The organism is Rosenbergiella australiborealis (genome assembly GCF_018494035.1).
GTDB classification, from domain to species: domain Bacteria; phylum Pseudomonadota; class Gammaproteobacteria; order Enterobacterales; family Enterobacteriaceae; genus Rosenbergiella; species Rosenbergiella australiborealis.
Window position 1 is genome coordinate 177,715 of the sequence record NZ_JABBFO010000003.1, and the last position, 15,386, is coordinate 193,100.

A 15,386-nucleotide genomic window follows, 5' to 3' on the forward strand; every position below is an offset into this window, starting at 1 on the left:
ACGCAATAAAGTCAATTGCTAACTGCCTATTGTTCTGAGGAGAACAATTGCTGTCGCGTATGTGGCGATTCCATACCGGCAAGTTTGGCGGCGAGGGTGCCGAGAAAATGTTGTGTCGTTGCGGGCTTACCGTTAAGCACAAGCAATATCGGTAAGATAGCGATAAGTAACAATTCAGTGAGTGTCACCGCTTTCATAGGAATATTTCGTTGCAAAGCCAGAAAGAACAGACTGCAACAGGCACCGAGAAGAAATCCGCTAATTACTTCACTGGGTGAGTGGGCATGCAGTACCAGACGTGAATAAGCGATAATGAGAGCAAAGAGGTAACCAACCAGCACAAACAGCAAAGGGCGTTTTATGGAAAATCCGCGAGCAATAAACCAGAAAAAAATAGGCCAGAAAGTGGTAGACATTGTGGTATGGCCGCTGAACCCCGTAAAGTTGAAGCGGGCACTGCCGATTAAATAGCCTAAAAAGAGAATTTTTGAAATACTGACCACGAGTCCCGCAGTCCCAAACGTCCCTAACCATGTGATAACGGGAGATAGGCGTAACGTATTGTAGAATAGGGCAAAAGCCAAGACAACAGCGCTGGGTAATAGCAGCATACTATCACCAAAATAGGTCAAGGTTTGCCAGTGCATAAATCCTCTCGGGTTGATAATGATCAGCTGCCACTCAGCCAATGCAGCGCGATAGTGTATCCAACCCTTACCAAAAAAACAGCGCTAAACGCTTAAAAGTCCGTGCTTTTTGCTAGCATCACCTGAGTGAAACCCTTATAATCGCCGGCGTTTATCCTCTCATTTAGCTAGAGTGCTTGCCATCAATAGCGGGTATTTCGGCTTCAGTTTCAGGTTGTAAAATAATGACTGACCAGTCTCATCAATGTGTAATTATCGGAATTGCGGGTGCATCCGCATCTGGAAAAAGTTTAATTGCTAGCACGCTCTATCGTGAAATTCGTGACCAAGTAGGGGACGAGCACATCGGCGTGATCCCCGAAGATTGTTATTACCGCGACCAAAGCCATTTAACGATGGAAGAGCGTATCAAAACGAATTATGACCATCCTAACGCGATGGACCACGATTTATTATTAAATCAATTGCAAGCAATTAAGTCTGGTCAGTCGATTGAATTACCGATGTACAGTTACACTGAACATACTCGCTTGACGCAAACGCAAACATTAAACCCAAAAAAAGTCATTATTCTTGAAGGGATTTTGCTCCTTACTGATGCCCGTCTACGCGATGAATTAAACTTCTCTATTTTTGTGGATACGCCGTTAGATATCTGTTTAATGCGTCGAATGAAGCGTGATGTCAACGAACGCGGACGTTCTATGGATTCGGTGATGAAGCAATATCAGAAAACCGTTCGCCCTATGTTCTTGCAATTTATTGAGCCTTCTAAACAATACGCAGATATTATCGTGCCTCGCGGTGGAAAAAATCGTATTGCTATCGATATTTTAAAAGCTAAGATTAATCAATTCTTTGAGTAAGTTTTTATTACCGACTTTTTTATTAGGGAACCACTATGAGATTATGCGACCGTGACATTGAGGCATGGATGGACGAAGGTAAACTTGCCATCGAACCCCGTCCTCCTGTTGAGCGGATTAATGGTGCTACGGTTGATGTACGATTAGGTAATGGTTTTCGGACTTTTCAAGGACATACCGCAGCATATATCGATTTAAGCGGCCCGAAAGATACAGTGAGTGCATCGCTAGAACGTGTGATGAGTGAAGAGATTGTGTTGGCGGAAGGCGAAGCCTTTTTTCTTCATCCCGGTGAGCTGGCACTCGCGGTCACTTATGAATCAGTGACGTTACCTGATAATTTAGTCGGTTGGTTGGATGGGCGTTCTTCCCTTGCACGGTTAGGATTGATGGTGCATGTGACGGCGCACCGCATCGATCCCGGTTGGAAAGGTCGAATTGTTTTAGAGTTCTATAACTCAGGAAAACTGCCCCTTGCCTTACGCCCGGGTATGCTAATTGGTGCGCTAAGTTTCGAGCCGCTATCAGGCCCTGCGGCACGGCCTTATAACAGCCGGCAAGATGCTAAATACCGTGACCAGCAAAGTGCGGTGGCCAGTCGAATCGATAAAGATTAATTTCGCTTAGAGGGAGATGGCATGAGAAAGCTGATAACCACCTTCGCCATTCTCATTGCGGTGCTTGTCGCAGGAATGACGGCATTAGTGCTGTTGGTCAATCCAAATGACTTCAAAAGTTATATGGTTCAGCAGGTTAAAAAGCGCAGTGGTTATCAACTGGTGCTTAACGGTGATCTACGCTGGCACGTATGGCCGAAACTCAGTATTTTAAGCGGCCCGATGTCGTTGACTGCCCCGGGTGCAGCACAGCCTACGGTGACCGCCGACAATATGCGCTTAGATGTTGAGTTATTACCATTACTCTCTCATCAACTGCATATTAGTAATATTTTAATTACCCATGCGGTTATCCAAGCTATTCCTGAATCTGCGGCGCAATCCGGACTCAATACGCCTATTGCGCCGGATGATCCTTCCTCGCTTTCCCCGACACTGGGGCATTGGTCGTTAGACATCGCCCGCGTGGCAATTACCAACAGTTTACTGGTTTGGCAAGATCCACAAGGCGAACAACTGAATTTTCGTAACCTCACGCTTAGACTTCATCAAGATGAGACCCGTTCCGGGCATTACCATTTATTGACTGCCTTGACGCGTAATCAGCAAACCTTTTCTGTCGATCTCGAAGGGCAGATGGATGCAAGTCACTACCCTTATAAATTATTATTCTCTGTCGATCGTGGCCACTATCAACTGCAAGGTGTTTCGTTACCGGAACAGGGGATAGAAGGAGACACTTCGTTTAATGCCGAGTGGTCACCGATGAGCAGTGCTTTTGCACTAACGAATTTTTCACTGCATGCCAACGACAGTGATTTTAGCGGTGAAGCCAATGGATCATTAGCTCCGACACTAAAATTAGGTCTCACTCTCCATTCACAAACAGCCAATTTTGACCAACTTCTGCTGTCGCATACGTCATTATCTTCTGTACCGTCGGCGTTGCCTCATCATGAAAGCACGGGGGGCGACGGGGTTGAAGCCTCCCACGTACGAACACCTGTCGTTGTTGAAAAAAATAACCGTGGCTTTATTGATTGGCTTAATCAGAGCGATATTTCTAGTCGCTTAACTGCTGACCAAGCGACATGGCATGGCGTTACCGTCAATGATTTAGTGCTAGACGCGCATAACGTATTGGGTGTGATGAATTTACACTCGCTCGCCGGTAAGGTGGGGGGGGGGCAGTTCGGCTTACAAGGCGAGGTCGATTTCCGTCCAGAACTAACTAAGGTGCAACTGCAAACCGATGTGCAACGTATTCCTTTAGAGATTGTGCAGCCTCTCTTGCAGTTACCTTCTGTATTACGCGGTGCGATTTCATTACAGGGACAATTCACCGGACAAGGATTGCAGGGTAAGGATATCGTTACCCAGTGGCAGGGCCAATCTTCGGTTGAATTACTGGGTCTGGACATTCCTCGCATGAATGTCCAGCAAATGGTGATTGATGCCGTGACCCGCGCGAGTAATCGTGTGAACGCCGATCCGAAGATTCACCCAGTGATTCCCAATATGCAGGGTCAATTTACTTTATCTAAAGGTCAACTACAGTTAACAACGCTAGAGGGAGAAAATGACCAAGTTTCTCTCAATGCGTTGGGTAATATTAATTTTGCACAGAAAAACTTAGATATTACCTTTAATCTTCTTACCCGCGGATGGAAGGGCGATCCTAGCTTGATTGCGCTCCTCGCGAACGAGCCGATACCGCTGCGTTTCTATGGCCCTTGGAGTCATTTACAATACGCGTTATCGGTTGATCGGTTATTGAAGAATAATTTCAAGAGCCGTGTACAGCAGTGGTTGAAGGATAACGAAAAAACGAAAAACTCGTCGTCAGGGCAGTAAGGGAGAGTTTCAGATTCTCCCTATGCTGACAGGGTCTTCGCTCGTTGATACTCTCTTGCACGCACCCTAACTAATGGATGAAAGATGAAAAATTTAAAAGCCGTTATTCCTGTTGCGGGTCTTGGTATGCATATGTTGCCGGCGACCAAAGCTATTCCTAAAGAGATGTTACCGGTTGTCGATAAGCCAATGATTCAATATATCATTGACGAATGTGTCACCGCCGGGATTAAAGAAATCGTCCTTGTGACTCACGCTTCAAAAAATGCCGTTGAAAACCATTTTGATACCACCTATGAGCTAGAAGCCTTGCTTGAACAGCGGGTAAAAAGACAACTACTCAGTGAAGTCAAAAGTATCTGCCCCCCTGGTGTGACAATCATGAATGTGCGTCAGCCCCAAGCCTTAGGCTTAGGCCACGCCATACTCTGTGCCAAACCCATTGTTGGCGATAATCCTTTTGTTGTGGTGCTGCCGGATGTGATTTTAGATAATCAAAGTGCTGATCCCCTGCGCTACAACTTGGCGGCTATGATTTCACGCTTTACACAGACCGGTCATTCTCAAGTCTTATGCCAACCGTTACCGCGCGATGAACTGGCGGAATATTCGGTGATCACCACTGAAAAACCGTTAATCGGTGCTGGTGATAGAGGGAGAATTGTCGATTTTGTTGAAAAGCCGGATCAATTAAATGCATTACCGGAAGATGCTCAGCTGGCTGCTGTCGGCCGGTATGTATTATCTGAGAAAATTTGGAGTCATCTGGAAAAAACATTACCAGGTGCTTGGGGACGCATTCAGTTAACCGATGCTATTGCTTCACTGAATCAAACCGATGTTGTTGAAGCTAGCGAACTGCACGGCATTAGCTATAACTGTGGGCGCAAACTCGGTTATATGCAGGCTTTTGTTGCTTACGGTATGCGGAACCCGCAATTGGGGCAAGCCTTCAGAAACTCTATCAAACAACTTCTTAACGAACAGGCATAGACTGAGAAAAATATGGCAATATTAGTGACAGGCGGTGCGGGATATATTGGTTCTCACACCGTATTAGCCTTGCTGCAACGCGGCGATGATGTCGTTGTACTGGACAATTTATGTAATGCGTCACCGGAAGCGTTAGAACGTGTTGCTAAACTGACCGGGCGTCGGGCTGAGTTTGTTGAAGGGGATATTCGTGACAGAGCCTGTTTACAGGCTCTTTTTGCGAAGTATCCTATCACTGATGTTATTCACTTTGCGGCGTTAAAAGCAGTGGGTGAGTCAACGCGTATGCCTTTAGAATATTATGAAAATAATGTTTCCGGTACATTGTCGCTGATTGAAGAGATGCGTCACGCGGGTATTTGGAATTTTATTTTTAGTTCTTCTGCGACAGTCTATGGCGCGAATGCGCCTGTCCCTTATGTTGAGACAACGCCGATCGGCGGTACAACCAGCCCTTATGGCACTTCAAAAGTCATGATTGAACAAGTGCTACAAGATTTTGCTAAGGCTGAACCGCAATTTACTACGATTGCGCTACGTTATTTTAATCCAGTGGGTGCCCATCCTTCTGGTGACATTGGCGAAGATCCTTCTGGTATTCCCAACAATTTGTTGCCCTATATTGCACAAGTTGCGATTGGCAAATTGCCACAGCTTGGGGTATTTGGCGGTGATTACCCAACGCCAGATGGGACTTGTCAGCGTGACTATATTCACGTCATGGATTTAGCGGAAGGCCATCTAAAAGCGTTAGATCATCTTAAGAACACGCAAGGCTATCGAGCCTATAACCTTGGTGCAGGTAAAGGCTATTCGGTGTTAGAGATGATCCGCGCATTTGAACTTGCGTCAGGTTGTACGATCCCCTTTGAGATCAAACCTCGTCGCGATGGTGATCTGGCGGCTTTCTGGGCGGATCCTGCACTTGCGGCAAAAGAGTTAGCATGGACAGTCTCTCGGGGTATCGATGAAATGATGGTCGACACTTGGCGTTGGCAACAGAAGAATCCCAACGGATATGGTCAATAAGTGTGATTAATAAGCACCTGAGTGGGGGTGACTTGATCAAACGTGCGTTAAAAATAGATTTCCCGTTCAGGTTTTTATATAACTTATAACACAAGGTACGTGCTAATAAACCTAGAACATAATGTTCACATGGGTAAGCTTTCTACCAGACAGGAGAATGTAATGTCTAAGCAGCAAATTGGTGTTGTCGGAATGGCAGTAATGGGCCGCAATCTGGCGCTAAATATTGAAAGCCGTGGCTACACTGTTTCAATTTTTAACCGTTCACGTGAAAAAACCGATGAAGTCATCGCAGAAAATCCAGGTAAAAAACTGGCACCTTTCTACAGTGTAGAAGAGTTCGTCGAGTCCTTAGAAAAACCACGCCGTATCCTATTAATGGTACAAGCGGGCGAGGCTACCGATAAAACGATTGCTTCACTGACGCCACATCTTGATAAAGGTGATATTCTAATCGATGGTGGTAACACCTTCTATAAAGATACCATTCGTCGTAACAAAGAGCTTTCTGAACAAGGCTTTAACTTCATCGGTACCGGTGTTTCCGGTGGTGAAGAGGGTGCATTAAAAGGCCCTTCTATTATGCCTGGTGGACAAAAAGAAGCTTACGAACTGGTCGCTCCTATTTTTGATAAAATCGCTGCGCGTGCGGAAGGTGAAGCCTGTGTGACCTATATCGGTCCAGACGGTGCGGGTCACTACGTTAAAATGGTACACAACGGTATCGAATACGGTGATATGCAGCTGATTGCTGAAGCCTACTCGGTACTGAAAGGGTCTTTAGGCCTGTCTAACGAAGAGTTAGCGAAAACATTTAGTGAGTGGAATCAAGGTGAGCTAAGTAGCTATCTGATTGATATTACTAAAGATATCTTCACTAAAAAAGATGAAAACGGCAATTACTTAGTCGATGTGATCCTCGATGAAGCGGCGAACAAAGGTACCGGTAAATGGACCAGCCAAAGTTCTCTCGACCTTGGTGAGCCATTATCACTGATTACTGAATCGGTCTTCGCGCGTTATTTATCTTCCCTGAAATCACAACGTGTTGCCGCGTCTAAAGTCCTGACTGGACCTAAAGTAGCTGCCTTCAATGGTGATAAAGCAGAGTTTATTGAGAAAGTGCGCCGTGCATTGTATCTGGGTAAAATTGTTTCTTATGCACAAGGCTTCTCGCAACTGCGTGCAGCGTCAGATCAGTACAACTGGGATCTGAACTACGGTGAATTGGCGAAAATCTTCCGTGCAGGCTGTATTATTCGTGCTCAATTCCTGCAAAAAATCACTGATGCGTATGCAGAGAATCCAGAAATTGCTAACTTACTGCTTGCGCCATACTTTAAAAATATTGCGGATGAATACCAACAAGCATTACGTGATGTCGTAAGCTATGCTGTGCAGAATGGTATTCCAATGCCGACATTCTCAGCCGCTATTGCTTATTATGACAGCTACCGTTCAGCAGTGTTGCCAGCGAATCTGATTCAAGCGCAACGTGACTACTTTGGTGCTCACACCTATAAGCGTATTGATAAAGACGGTGTTTTCCACACTGAGTGGTTAGACTAATCGCTATCGCGTTATCGTATCAACCAGTGACTTCGGTCACTGGTTTTTTTTATTAAAGAATTTTACCTTGTTCAAGGTGAAGTTGCTGGTTACTGACCCGGTTTGCCAAGTGTGGATCATGGGTCGCAATCACCAAAATGGCGGCTTTATCAATAAAACTTTGTAACCGCTTTTCGGCCTTATCTTTAAACGCTGCATCACCCACGCTTATCCACTCATCCATTAATAGAATTTCCGGTGCCCGGGCGGTACAGATCGCGAAAGCTAAGCGCAATATCATTCCGCTGGAATAGGTTCTTACCGGAAGATAAATAAACTCCTCCAACTCACTAAATGCGATGACATCATCAATCAAGCTAGGCAGTTGTTGTGGGGGAATACCTAAGAGCAGACTCCGCAATTTTATATTCTCAATGCCAGTCAGCTCCGGCTCCATACCTAATGTGGCATCCAGTAAAGAGCTAATTTTACCTGAAGTTTTCAATGTGCCAGACACTGGGCTGTAAACCCCGGCTAAGGCACGGAGTAAGGTCGTTTTTCCTGAACCATTATGGCCTAGAAGGGCTAATCGATCGCCATCTTGCAATGAAAAACTAATATCATCTAGCGCGGTTACCATTGTCACGCCTTGCGATTGGCTAAGCCGCCCACCTCCAGCGATAGTCAGGAGTGAGCGTTTAATGGATCGCTGCTGGGCGTTGTAGATAGGAAATTGAATCTTAAGATGCTGACAGTCGATATACATAGCTAAATCCAATAAGCGATACGTGTTCGCGTCTTAGTAATAAGAAAACAGGCGATGAGAGCGGTAAGTAATGCCAAGGAGCTGGTCAGTACCCAAGCCAGCATGGAAGGACATTGCCCTAAGATCGTGCCGCGTAATAACTCAATAAAATGCGTAAAGGGGTTGAGTTGAGCTAACCGTTGATGTTTGCTCGGTAGCAAAGAAAGTTGCCAGATTATAGGCGTGATAAAGAAAAGCAGGGTCATCACACTGGTAACGATGGGGGCAAGATCTCGGTAGCGGGTGCAGAGTATGGCGGTAATTAATCCAACACTGCTCAGAAAGAGGACGGTGAGCAATAGTGCAGGAAAAATGAGTAGCATATTCCACGACCAGCTAGGAGGAAAGAAGAGGAAAACAAAGGGCAGTACGGTAAGGTTATGCAGCAAAATAATTAACTGTCGCCACGTGACTCTTAAGATGTACAGTGGAAAAGGTAGGGGGGTTTGGCGGATAAAATGGGCCGCATCATTGAACGCAGTACTACTTTCAATAATCATACCGGTAAACAGAGACCAAAAAATTAACCCTACACTTAAATGTGGCATAAAGTCTTGTAGCGATAACTGAAATAGACTGCCATAAAGCGGGCCCATCGCCAGTAATGTCGTCGCCATACTGAGAGTGATCCAAAATGGCCCGAGGACCGATCGCCGATAGCGATTGACCACATCATTCCATGCTAAGGTTCGCCACAAGGTAAATAGACGAAAACTGTGTTTTATTTCAGCACTAAGAGAATCCATTCACTGCCTCCAAACAGAAAAGGGCGTTAGTATGCAGAGTATTCCATCACTCTGTGAATGAGATTATTACTGCTAAGGGATTTATTCGGTATGAGGTGAAAGGCGCAGCCACCGTTTGGCTGCTGCGCCTAGGCGTTAGGCTTGGTGACGTTGGCGAAGGTTATTAATAATAGTGCTAAAATCGAGATCTTGATCTTGTAACAGTACCAGCAAGTGATACAGCAAATCTGAAGCCTCGTTGGTCAGCTCTTCTCGGTCATTCACCGTGGCAGCGAGTGCCGTTTCAACGCCTTCTTCTCCCACTTTTTGCGCGATACGTTTTGTACCGCTGGCATATAAGCTCGCAGTGTAGGAGCTACTTGGATCCGCTGATTTACGGCTGGCCAGTAATTGTTCAAGCTGCCATAGGAAGTGCCAATCGCTAGCTGCCGGTGAGAAGCAGCTTGAGGTTCCAGTGTGGCAAGTCGGGCCATGAGGCAGCGCTAGGATCAGTAAACTGTCTCTGTCACAATCGGCGGTGATTTGTTTCACAGTAAGAAAGTGTCCAGAAGACTCCCCTTTAGTCCATAAGCGCTGTTTACTGCGTGACCAGAAGGTGACTTTCCCTGTTTCTTGCGTGACCTGTAGGGCCTCTGGATTCATATAACCGAGCATCAATACTTCGCCGGAGACTGCATGTTGAATAATCGCAGGAAGTAAATGATCGGTTTTTTCCCAATCTAACGTAGCGATCGCTTCAGACGTTAACATAAACGAACCTCTATCTGATTATCTTTTAAGAACTGCTTGAGCTGACCAATATTAATGATTTGCTTATGGAAGACCGACGCGGCTAAGGCACCATCGACCTTGGCTTCGGTAAAGGCATCGAGAAAGTGCTGTTCTGTCCCTGCGCCACCCGAAGCGATAAGAGGCACGTGACACAGTTGACGGATTGCTGCAAGTTGCTTGAGATCGTAGCCTTGGCGGACTCCATCTTGGTTCATCATATTTAATACGATTTCGCCAGCGCCTCGTTGTTGTACTTCCTTTACCCAGTCAGCCGTCTGCCACGAGGTATTACGGGTACGGGCTTCATCGCCAGTAAACTGTTTAACGTGATAAGTTCCCGTTGTTTCATCGAACCAAGTATCGATACCTACGACGATACACTGTACGCCAAAGCGGTCAGCAAGGCGGGTAATGAGGCTCGGATCGGCGAGTGCGGGGGAATTGATTGAGATTTTATCAGCACCAAATGAAAGAATTTCTGCCGCATCCTCGACAGACTTAATTCCGCCTGCAACACAGAAAGGAATATCAATGACTTCAGCAACACGCGCCACCCAGCTTTTATCGACCACACGATCGGCCGATGAGGCCGTAATATCATAAAATACCAGTTCATCTGCGCCTTCCGCGGCGTAACGAGCTGCAAGGGGGACGATATCGCCAATCACTTCATGATCGCGAAACTGCACACCTTTTACCACTTGGCCATCGCGAACATCAAGGCAAGGAATTATCCGTTTTGCCAGCATGAGATTGCCTCCGAGACGCTAAATTTATCTTCCAATAATGCACGACCAACGATAACGCCCTGTACGCCACTGCCCCGTAACGCAGCGATATCATCGAGGGAGCCAATTCCGCCTGAGGATTGGAAAGCGATATCTGGCCATTGGGCGGTAATTTCTTTATAGAGGGCGACGTTTGAACCTTGCAATGTGCCATCACGCGAAATATCGGTACACAGGACATGGCGTAAGCCATAAGGAGCAAAATCGGCAATCACCTGCTCTAAGGTAACACCGGAGGCTTCTTGCCAGCCACTGATGGCGACCTCTTTACGTTGCTGTTCATCGATACGAATATCGAGCGCTAAGACAATTGCCTCCGCACCAAACTCTGCAAACCAGGCTTTAACCATTTCTGGCTGGCGTATCGCCGTGGAACCGACAACGACACGAGTTGCGCCAGCATTTAATAAGGCAACGACATCGTCACGTTGGCGAATGCCGCCTCCCACTTGTACCGGGACTGAGACACCGGCCAGCAGTTGTGACAATAATCCGATTTGTCGAGCGGCAGGATCTTTGGCACCGGTTAAATCAACCAAGTGCAAAACCTCGGCACCTTGTTGTTGGTAGGATTGTAGGCGAGAGAGCGGATCTCGACCGTAGTCACGCTGCTGACCATAATCCCCTTGGTGTAGCCTTACTACCGCACCCTCAATTAAATCTAATGCTGGGATAATCATGACATCTCCAAAAAGTTTTTCAGCAGTTGAGCACCGGCCGCCCCAGAGCGCTCAGGGTGAAATTGTACACCGTAAAAATTATCGCGTTGCACGGCCGCAGTGAAGGCTTCACCGTATTGGCATTGGGCTATTGTGAATTCATTCACAGGCATTGCATAGCTGTGAACAAAGTAGAAATAGGCCTCTTTGTCGATATCACGAAACAGTGGGTGACCGGCGTGTGCGGTCACTTGATTCCAACCCATATGAGGGGTGGGGAGGTCACCGGTCTCTAAGGCGCGAACCTGCTCGGGAATTAATCCTAATGTCTTGATTTCACCACGTTCTTCGCTGTGGCTGCCTAGAATTTGCATTCCTAAGCAAATGCCCAACACGGGTTGAGTACAACGGGTAATCAGTGAAATTAAGTCACGCTCTTCAAGTTGTTGCATGGCGGCACGGGCGGTACCCACACCAGGGAGTAGCAACTTATCGGCGGCTAATACCACATGTTTATCACGGCTGACCGTTGGCTGGTAGCCTAACCGCTGAATCGCCCATTTCACCGATGAGAGATTGGCACACCCGGTATCAAGGATCACGACATCCATTATAGAACCCCTTTTGAACTCGGTAAGGTATTGCCTTCTACACGAATGGCTTGACGCAAGGTTCGGCCAAAGGCTTTAAATAAACTCTCCACGCGGTGGTGATCATTTTTACCTTTGGTTTTCAGATGAAGCGTGGCTGCCATAGTATAAGAAAGTGAGCGGAAGAAGTGTTCCACCATCTCTGTACTTAAATCACCGACATGTTGGTGCGTAAAGGCAGCTTTATATTCAAGCCACGGGCGACCAGAAATATCCAGCGCACAGCGTGCCAAACACTCATCCATCGGCAGGGTAAAGCCAAAACGTCCAATTCCGCGTTTGTCTCCTAACGCTTTGAGTAGGGCTTCACCTAGCGCTAAACCAGTATCTTCTACCGTGTGATGATCATCAATATGTAAATCACCGTCGGCTTTGATATGTAAGCGGCATCCACCGTGGGTTGCAATCTGATCAAGCATATGGTCAAAAAAGCCAATCCCCGTTGCAATTTGATTATTTCCTTCACGATCTAACCAAACTTCAACGGTAATTTTTGTTTCGTGAGTATTGCGTACAACCTTGGCGTAACGGTCTTTTCGACTCAGTCGTGCGGCAATCGTTGGCCAGTCTTCACCTTCTTGTCCATAACGAATACCTTGAATACCCATATTCTCGGCGAGGGTAATATCAGTGGCTCGGTCACCAATCACATAGCTGTTGGTTTTATCAAGTTGTCCGTCTGCCAGCCATTGCTCAACTAATTGCGTTTTAGGCTTGCGGCATGCACAGTTATCACTAGGGAGGTGAGGGCAGATCAGAACCTCTGAGAAGTGAACACCTTGTGAGGCAAAGATTTGCATCATCAAGTTATGGGGGGGATCAAAATCCGCCTGAGGGAAACTCTCGGTACCCAGACCGTCTTGATTAGTGATCATCACCAATTGGTAGCCCGCTTTTTGTAACTCAAGCAGCGCAGGAATAACACCGGGCTCAAAAGCCAATTTGTCGAGACTATCCACTTGAAAATCGAGAGGGGGTTCGCTGATAAGCGTGCCATCACGATCAATAAAAAGGATCTTACTGGTCATTGGCGTTCTCCCTTCGGACCAAATTGTGCGAGTGCTTGATAGAGGCATTCCATCTCTTTCTCGGTACCAATCGAAATACGCAGGCAACCGCCGAGAAGTGGATTTTTATTTTGATCCCGAAGAATGATCCCTTGCTCCCACAGATTTTTAAAAACGGTGGGGGAGTCATAGCATCGAATCAGAAAGTAATTAGTCTGGCTGGGAAAAGCGTGTTCAACACAGGCTAACGCATTGAAACGGGGGATAAAGGTATCGCGAATAGTATTCAATTCAGCAACCCGTTCGCGCATTAAACGTAACCCTTGTTCACTCAATGCTTGACTCGCAATATCTGCAACAGGGGTGGAGAGTGGATAAGGCGCAATCACTTTTAGTAGAGTTTGAATGACTTCAGGTTGCGCCAAGGTGAAGCCGCAGCGTAATCCGGCTAATGCGAAGGCTTTCGACAGGGTACGCAATACCACTAGGTGTGGAAATTCATTCATCCAACTGACTACTGAGGCTTCAGGACAGAACTCAATATAGGCTTCGTCGACCACCACTAACGCTTTACCGCGGGTTAGGGTGAGGATCCGACGAATATCTTCAGCATTGAGTAGGTTGCCCGTCGGGTTATTCGGACTGCAAAGATAAACAATTTTTACCGAATCGAGCTGCTGTTCGATTGCCGGCAAATCCAGCTGCCATTGTGTTGTGAGTCGCTGGGTGCGGGTGGCTACGCCGTAAGTTTCTGCGCTAACACTATACATGCCATAAGTGGGCGGGCAGTACAGCACAGTATCTTGCCCCGGTTCACAATAGGCCCGGATCAGTAGTTCAATGGCCTCATCTGCACCACGGCTAACCAATACCTGTTCAGGCGTGAGGCCAGCATACTGGGCATAACGGGTGATCACTTCAACCGGTTGACATTCTGGATAACGATTTAAGGTCTGCTGGGTCAGCGAAAAGGGAATAGCGGTCGGATATTCATTTGCATTAAGCCATACATCCCCATTGCCCCCTAGCCGACGTGCCGACTGATAAGGAATGAGTTCGCGGACATTTTTTCGTACAAGTTGTGCAAGTTGCTCACTCATGATGACTCCTTAAGTGCCTTGACCCGTAAGGTAACGGCATTTTTATGCGCATCTAAACGTTCTGCAGCAGCCAATATTTCGATTGTTTCAGCGAGAGAAAGAAACCCTTGCGGTGTTAATTCTTGCAGGGTCATTCGCTTTTGAAAATCGGCCAAACCCAAACTTGAGTAGGTGGCCGTGTAACCATAAGTCGGTAACACATGGTTAGTGCCTGAAGCATAGTCTCCGGCCGACTCTGGTGACCAATCCCCTAAGAATACGGAACCGGCGCTACGAATACTGTCAACCCAGTTCCGTGCCTCGCGAAGTTGTAAGATTAAGTGTTCAGGGCCATATCGGTTAGAAATAGCAAAACACTCCTCCAGATCGCTGGCGACAATAATCTGACTTGAAGCGAGGGCCTTCGCGGCGGTTTCCGAACGTGATAATTGCGCCAGTTGTTGTTCAACTTCAGCGACAACCTGTTTAGCAATCCCTAAGTCAGGCGTTAATAAAATAACTTGCGAATCCGGGCCATGCTCAGCTTGAGAGAGTAAGTCAGCAGCAATAAATGCCGGCGTTGCGCCGCTATCAGCGATAACCAGTACCTCTGAAGGCCCGGCAGGCATGTCAATGGCAGCACCATGTAGGTGTTGGCTTACTTGACGTTTTGCTTCCGTTACCCAAGCATTACCCGGGCCAAAAATTTTATCGACACTGGCGAGCGTTTCTGTTCCGAAGGCCATAGCCGCTATCGCTTGGGCACCGCCGATTTGGTAAATCTCATCAATTCCACAAAGCTGAGCGGCATAGAGAATTTCATCGGCAATCGGTGGGGGAGAACAGAGCACCCGACGGCGGCAACCGGCAATTTTAGCAGGGGTGGCTAACATTAATACGGTTGAAAAAAGGGGTGCACTGCCCCCAGGAATGTAAAGGCCTACGGCGTCAATGGGGCGCGTCACTTGTTGGCAACGAACTCCCGGTAGGGTTTCGATATCGACGCTTGCCAGAATTTGTGCCTGATGAAAAGTCTCGATATTGTCACGCGCCACGGACATTGCTTTTTTTAGCTCTGGGCTCACACGTTGACAAGCCTCGGCAACTTGTGCTGTCGATACCGCAAATTGTGCAATATCAACGCGATCAAATTGCTGACTGAAACGCTGTAGTGCGCGATCACCTTCTTCACGAACCTCAGTCAGAATCTGTTGTACTGTTTGTGTGATGTGACCAGCTGCAGCGATTGCTGGGCGCTGTAACAACGCATTCTGTTGTTCGGGCGTCAGGGTCGGCCAAGACACAATAGGGTTTAGAGCGCTCATCG

The 15,386-nt window shown here is 47.0% G+C and carries 16 protein-coding genes; 6 read left to right on the top strand and 10 right to left on the bottom strand.

Annotation, left to right across the window (positions count from 1 at the left end):
• Nucleotides 1–26 precede the first annotated feature (26 nt).
• Nucleotides 27–647 (bottom strand): phosphatase PAP2 family protein, encoded by a 621-nt coding sequence (locus tag HGT73_RS05600; RefSeq protein WP_214212675.1) that lies wholly within the window; start codon nt 645–647, stop codon nt 27–29.
• 224 nt (nt 648–871) lie between these two features.
• On the opposite strand from HGT73_RS05600, the gene udk reads away from it, so the two are divergent.
• From udk to gndA, 6 genes are all read left to right on the top strand, one after another.
• Nucleotides 872–1,513, top strand: a complete 642-nt coding sequence (udk, locus tag HGT73_RS05605) for a uridine kinase (RefSeq protein ID WP_214212676.1) — start codon at nt 872–874, stop codon at nt 1,511–1,513.
• A 35-nt stretch (nt 1,514–1,548) separates the two neighbouring features.
• A complete protein-coding gene (gene dcd, locus HGT73_RS05610; protein WP_214212677.1) occupies nt 1,549–2,130 on the top strand; it encodes a dCTP deaminase in 582 nt (193 codons plus the stop codon).
• A gap of 21 nt (nt 2,131–2,151) precedes the next feature.
• Nucleotides 2,152–3,984 carry an outer membrane assembly protein AsmA gene (gene asmA / locus HGT73_RS05615; RefSeq protein ID WP_214212678.1) on the top strand — a complete coding sequence of 611 codons (1,833 nt, stop codon included), beginning with the start codon at nt 2,152–2,154 and terminating at the stop codon, nt 3,982–3,984.
• An 84-nt stretch (nt 3,985–4,068) separates the two neighbouring features.
• Nucleotides 4,069–4,977, top strand: coding sequence for a sugar phosphate nucleotidyltransferase (locus tag HGT73_RS05620; protein ID WP_214212679.1), 909 nt, complete (start codon nt 4,069–4,071; stop codon nt 4,975–4,977).
• Between the two features lie 12 nt (nt 4,978–4,989).
• Complete coding sequence (galE, locus tag HGT73_RS05625; protein WP_214212680.1) at nt 4,990–6,006, top strand: UDP-glucose 4-epimerase GalE; 1,017 nt, start codon at nt 4,990–4,992, stop codon at nt 6,004–6,006.
• A gap of 162 nt (nt 6,007–6,168) precedes the next feature.
• Nucleotides 6,169–7,575 (top strand): NADP-dependent phosphogluconate dehydrogenase, encoded by a 1,407-nt coding sequence (gene gndA, locus HGT73_RS05630; RefSeq protein WP_214212681.1) that lies wholly within the window; start codon nt 6,169–6,171, stop codon nt 7,573–7,575.
• 52 nt (nt 7,576–7,627) lie between these two features.
• Here gndA and HGT73_RS05635 read toward each other — a convergent pair whose 3' ends face one another.
• The 9 genes from HGT73_RS05635 to hisD all read right to left on the bottom strand — a co-directional run bounded on the left by HGT73_RS05635 (nt 7,628) and on the right by hisD (nt 15,384).
• Nucleotides 7,628–8,320 carry an ABC transporter ATP-binding protein gene (locus tag HGT73_RS05635; RefSeq protein WP_214212682.1) on the bottom strand — a complete coding sequence of 231 codons (693 nt, stop codon included), beginning with the start codon at nt 8,318–8,320 and terminating at the stop codon, nt 7,628–7,630.
• Nucleotides 8,321–8,322: 2 nt separating this feature from the next.
• A complete protein-coding gene (locus HGT73_RS05640) occupies nt 8,323–9,105 on the bottom strand; it encodes an ABC transporter permease (RefSeq protein ID WP_214212683.1) in 783 nt (260 codons plus the stop codon).
• Between the two features lie 135 nt (nt 9,106–9,240).
• On the bottom strand, nt 9,241–9,855 hold the full coding sequence (hisIE, locus tag HGT73_RS05645) for a bifunctional phosphoribosyl-AMP cyclohydrolase/phosphoribosyl-ATP diphosphatase HisIE (RefSeq protein ID WP_214212684.1): 615 nt from the start codon (nt 9,853–9,855) through the stop codon (nt 9,241–9,243).
• Entirely contained in the window at nt 9,849–10,625 is a 777-nt protein-coding gene (gene hisF, locus HGT73_RS05650) for an imidazole glycerol phosphate synthase subunit HisF (RefSeq protein WP_214212685.1), read from the bottom strand. The genes hisIE and hisF overlap by 7 nt, the downstream gene beginning before the upstream one ends.
• Nucleotides 10,607–11,344 (bottom strand): 1-(5-phosphoribosyl)-5-[(5-phosphoribosylamino)methylideneamino]imidazole-4-carboxamide isomerase, encoded by a 738-nt coding sequence (hisA, locus tag HGT73_RS05655; RefSeq protein ID WP_214212686.1) that lies wholly within the window; start codon nt 11,342–11,344, stop codon nt 10,607–10,609. Before hisA ends, hisF begins: the two co-directional genes overlap by 19 nt.
• Nucleotides 11,341–11,934: an imidazole glycerol phosphate synthase subunit HisH gene (gene hisH, locus HGT73_RS05660; RefSeq protein WP_214212687.1), complete on the bottom strand. Its 594-nt coding sequence runs from the start codon at nt 11,932–11,934 to the stop codon at nt 11,341–11,343. Before hisH ends, hisA begins: the two co-directional genes overlap by 4 nt.
• Nucleotides 11,934–13,001 carry a bifunctional histidinol-phosphatase/imidazoleglycerol-phosphate dehydratase HisB gene (hisB, locus tag HGT73_RS05665; protein WP_214212688.1) on the bottom strand — a complete coding sequence of 356 codons (1,068 nt, stop codon included), beginning with the start codon at nt 12,999–13,001 and terminating at the stop codon, nt 11,934–11,936. Before hisB ends, hisH begins: the two co-directional genes overlap by 1 nt.
• Complete coding sequence (hisC, locus tag HGT73_RS05670; protein WP_214212689.1) at nt 12,998–14,080, bottom strand: histidinol-phosphate transaminase; 1,083 nt, start codon at nt 14,078–14,080, stop codon at nt 12,998–13,000. The genes hisB and hisC overlap by 4 nt, the downstream gene beginning before the upstream one ends.
• On the bottom strand, nt 14,077–15,384 hold the full coding sequence (gene hisD / locus HGT73_RS05675) for a histidinol dehydrogenase (RefSeq protein WP_214212690.1): 1,308 nt from the start codon (nt 15,382–15,384) through the stop codon (nt 14,077–14,079). Before hisD ends, hisC begins: the two co-directional genes overlap by 4 nt.
• Between the last annotated feature and the right edge of the window lie 2 nt (nt 15,385–15,386).

Bases quoted from the DNA above. Each gene is read 5' to 3' on its own strand.
- HGT73_RS05600 (WP_214212675.1), bottom strand. From the start codon at position 647: ATGCACTGGCAAACCTTGACCTATTTTGGTGATAGTATGCTGCTATTA.
- udk (WP_214212676.1), top strand. From the start codon at position 872: ATGACTGACCAGTCTCATCAATGTGTAATTATCGGAATTGCGGGTGCA.
- dcd (WP_214212677.1), top strand. From the start codon at position 1,549: ATGAGATTATGCGACCGTGACATTGAGGCATGGATGGACGAAGGTAAA.
- asmA (WP_214212678.1), top strand. From the start codon at position 2,152: ATGAGAAAGCTGATAACCACCTTCGCCATTCTCATTGCGGTGCTTGTC.
- HGT73_RS05620 (WP_214212679.1), top strand. From the start codon at position 4,069: ATGAAAAATTTAAAAGCCGTTATTCCTGTTGCGGGTCTTGGTATGCAT.
- galE (WP_214212680.1), top strand. From the start codon at position 4,990: ATGGCAATATTAGTGACAGGCGGTGCGGGATATATTGGTTCTCACACC.
- gndA (WP_214212681.1), top strand. From the start codon at position 6,169: ATGTCTAAGCAGCAAATTGGTGTTGTCGGAATGGCAGTAATGGGCCGC.
- HGT73_RS05635 (WP_214212682.1), bottom strand. From the start codon at position 8,320: ATGTATATCGACTGTCAGCATCTTAAGATTCAATTTCCTATCTACAAC.
- HGT73_RS05640 (WP_214212683.1), bottom strand. From the start codon at position 9,105: ATGGATTCTCTTAGTGCTGAAATAAAACACAGTTTTCGTCTATTTACC.
- hisIE (WP_214212684.1), bottom strand. From the start codon at position 9,855: ATGTTAACGTCTGAAGCGATCGCTACGTTAGATTGGGAAAAAACCGAT.
- hisF (WP_214212685.1), bottom strand. From the start codon at position 10,625: ATGCTGGCAAAACGGATAATTCCTTGCCTTGATGTTCGCGATGGCCAA.
- hisA (WP_214212686.1), bottom strand. From the start codon at position 11,344: ATGATTATCCCAGCATTAGATTTAATTGAGGGTGCGGTAGTAAGGCTA.
- hisH (WP_214212687.1), bottom strand. From the start codon at position 11,934: ATGGATGTCGTGATCCTTGATACCGGGTGTGCCAATCTCTCATCGGTG.
- hisB (WP_214212688.1), bottom strand. From the start codon at position 13,001: ATGACCAGTAAGATCCTTTTTATTGATCGTGATGGCACGCTTATCAGC.
- hisC (WP_214212689.1), bottom strand. From the start codon at position 14,080: ATGAGTGAGCAACTTGCACAACTTGTACGAAAAAATGTCCGCGAACTC.
- hisD (WP_214212690.1), bottom strand. From the start codon at position 15,384: ATGAGCGCTCTAAACCCTATTGTGTCTTGGCCGACCCTGACGCCCGAA.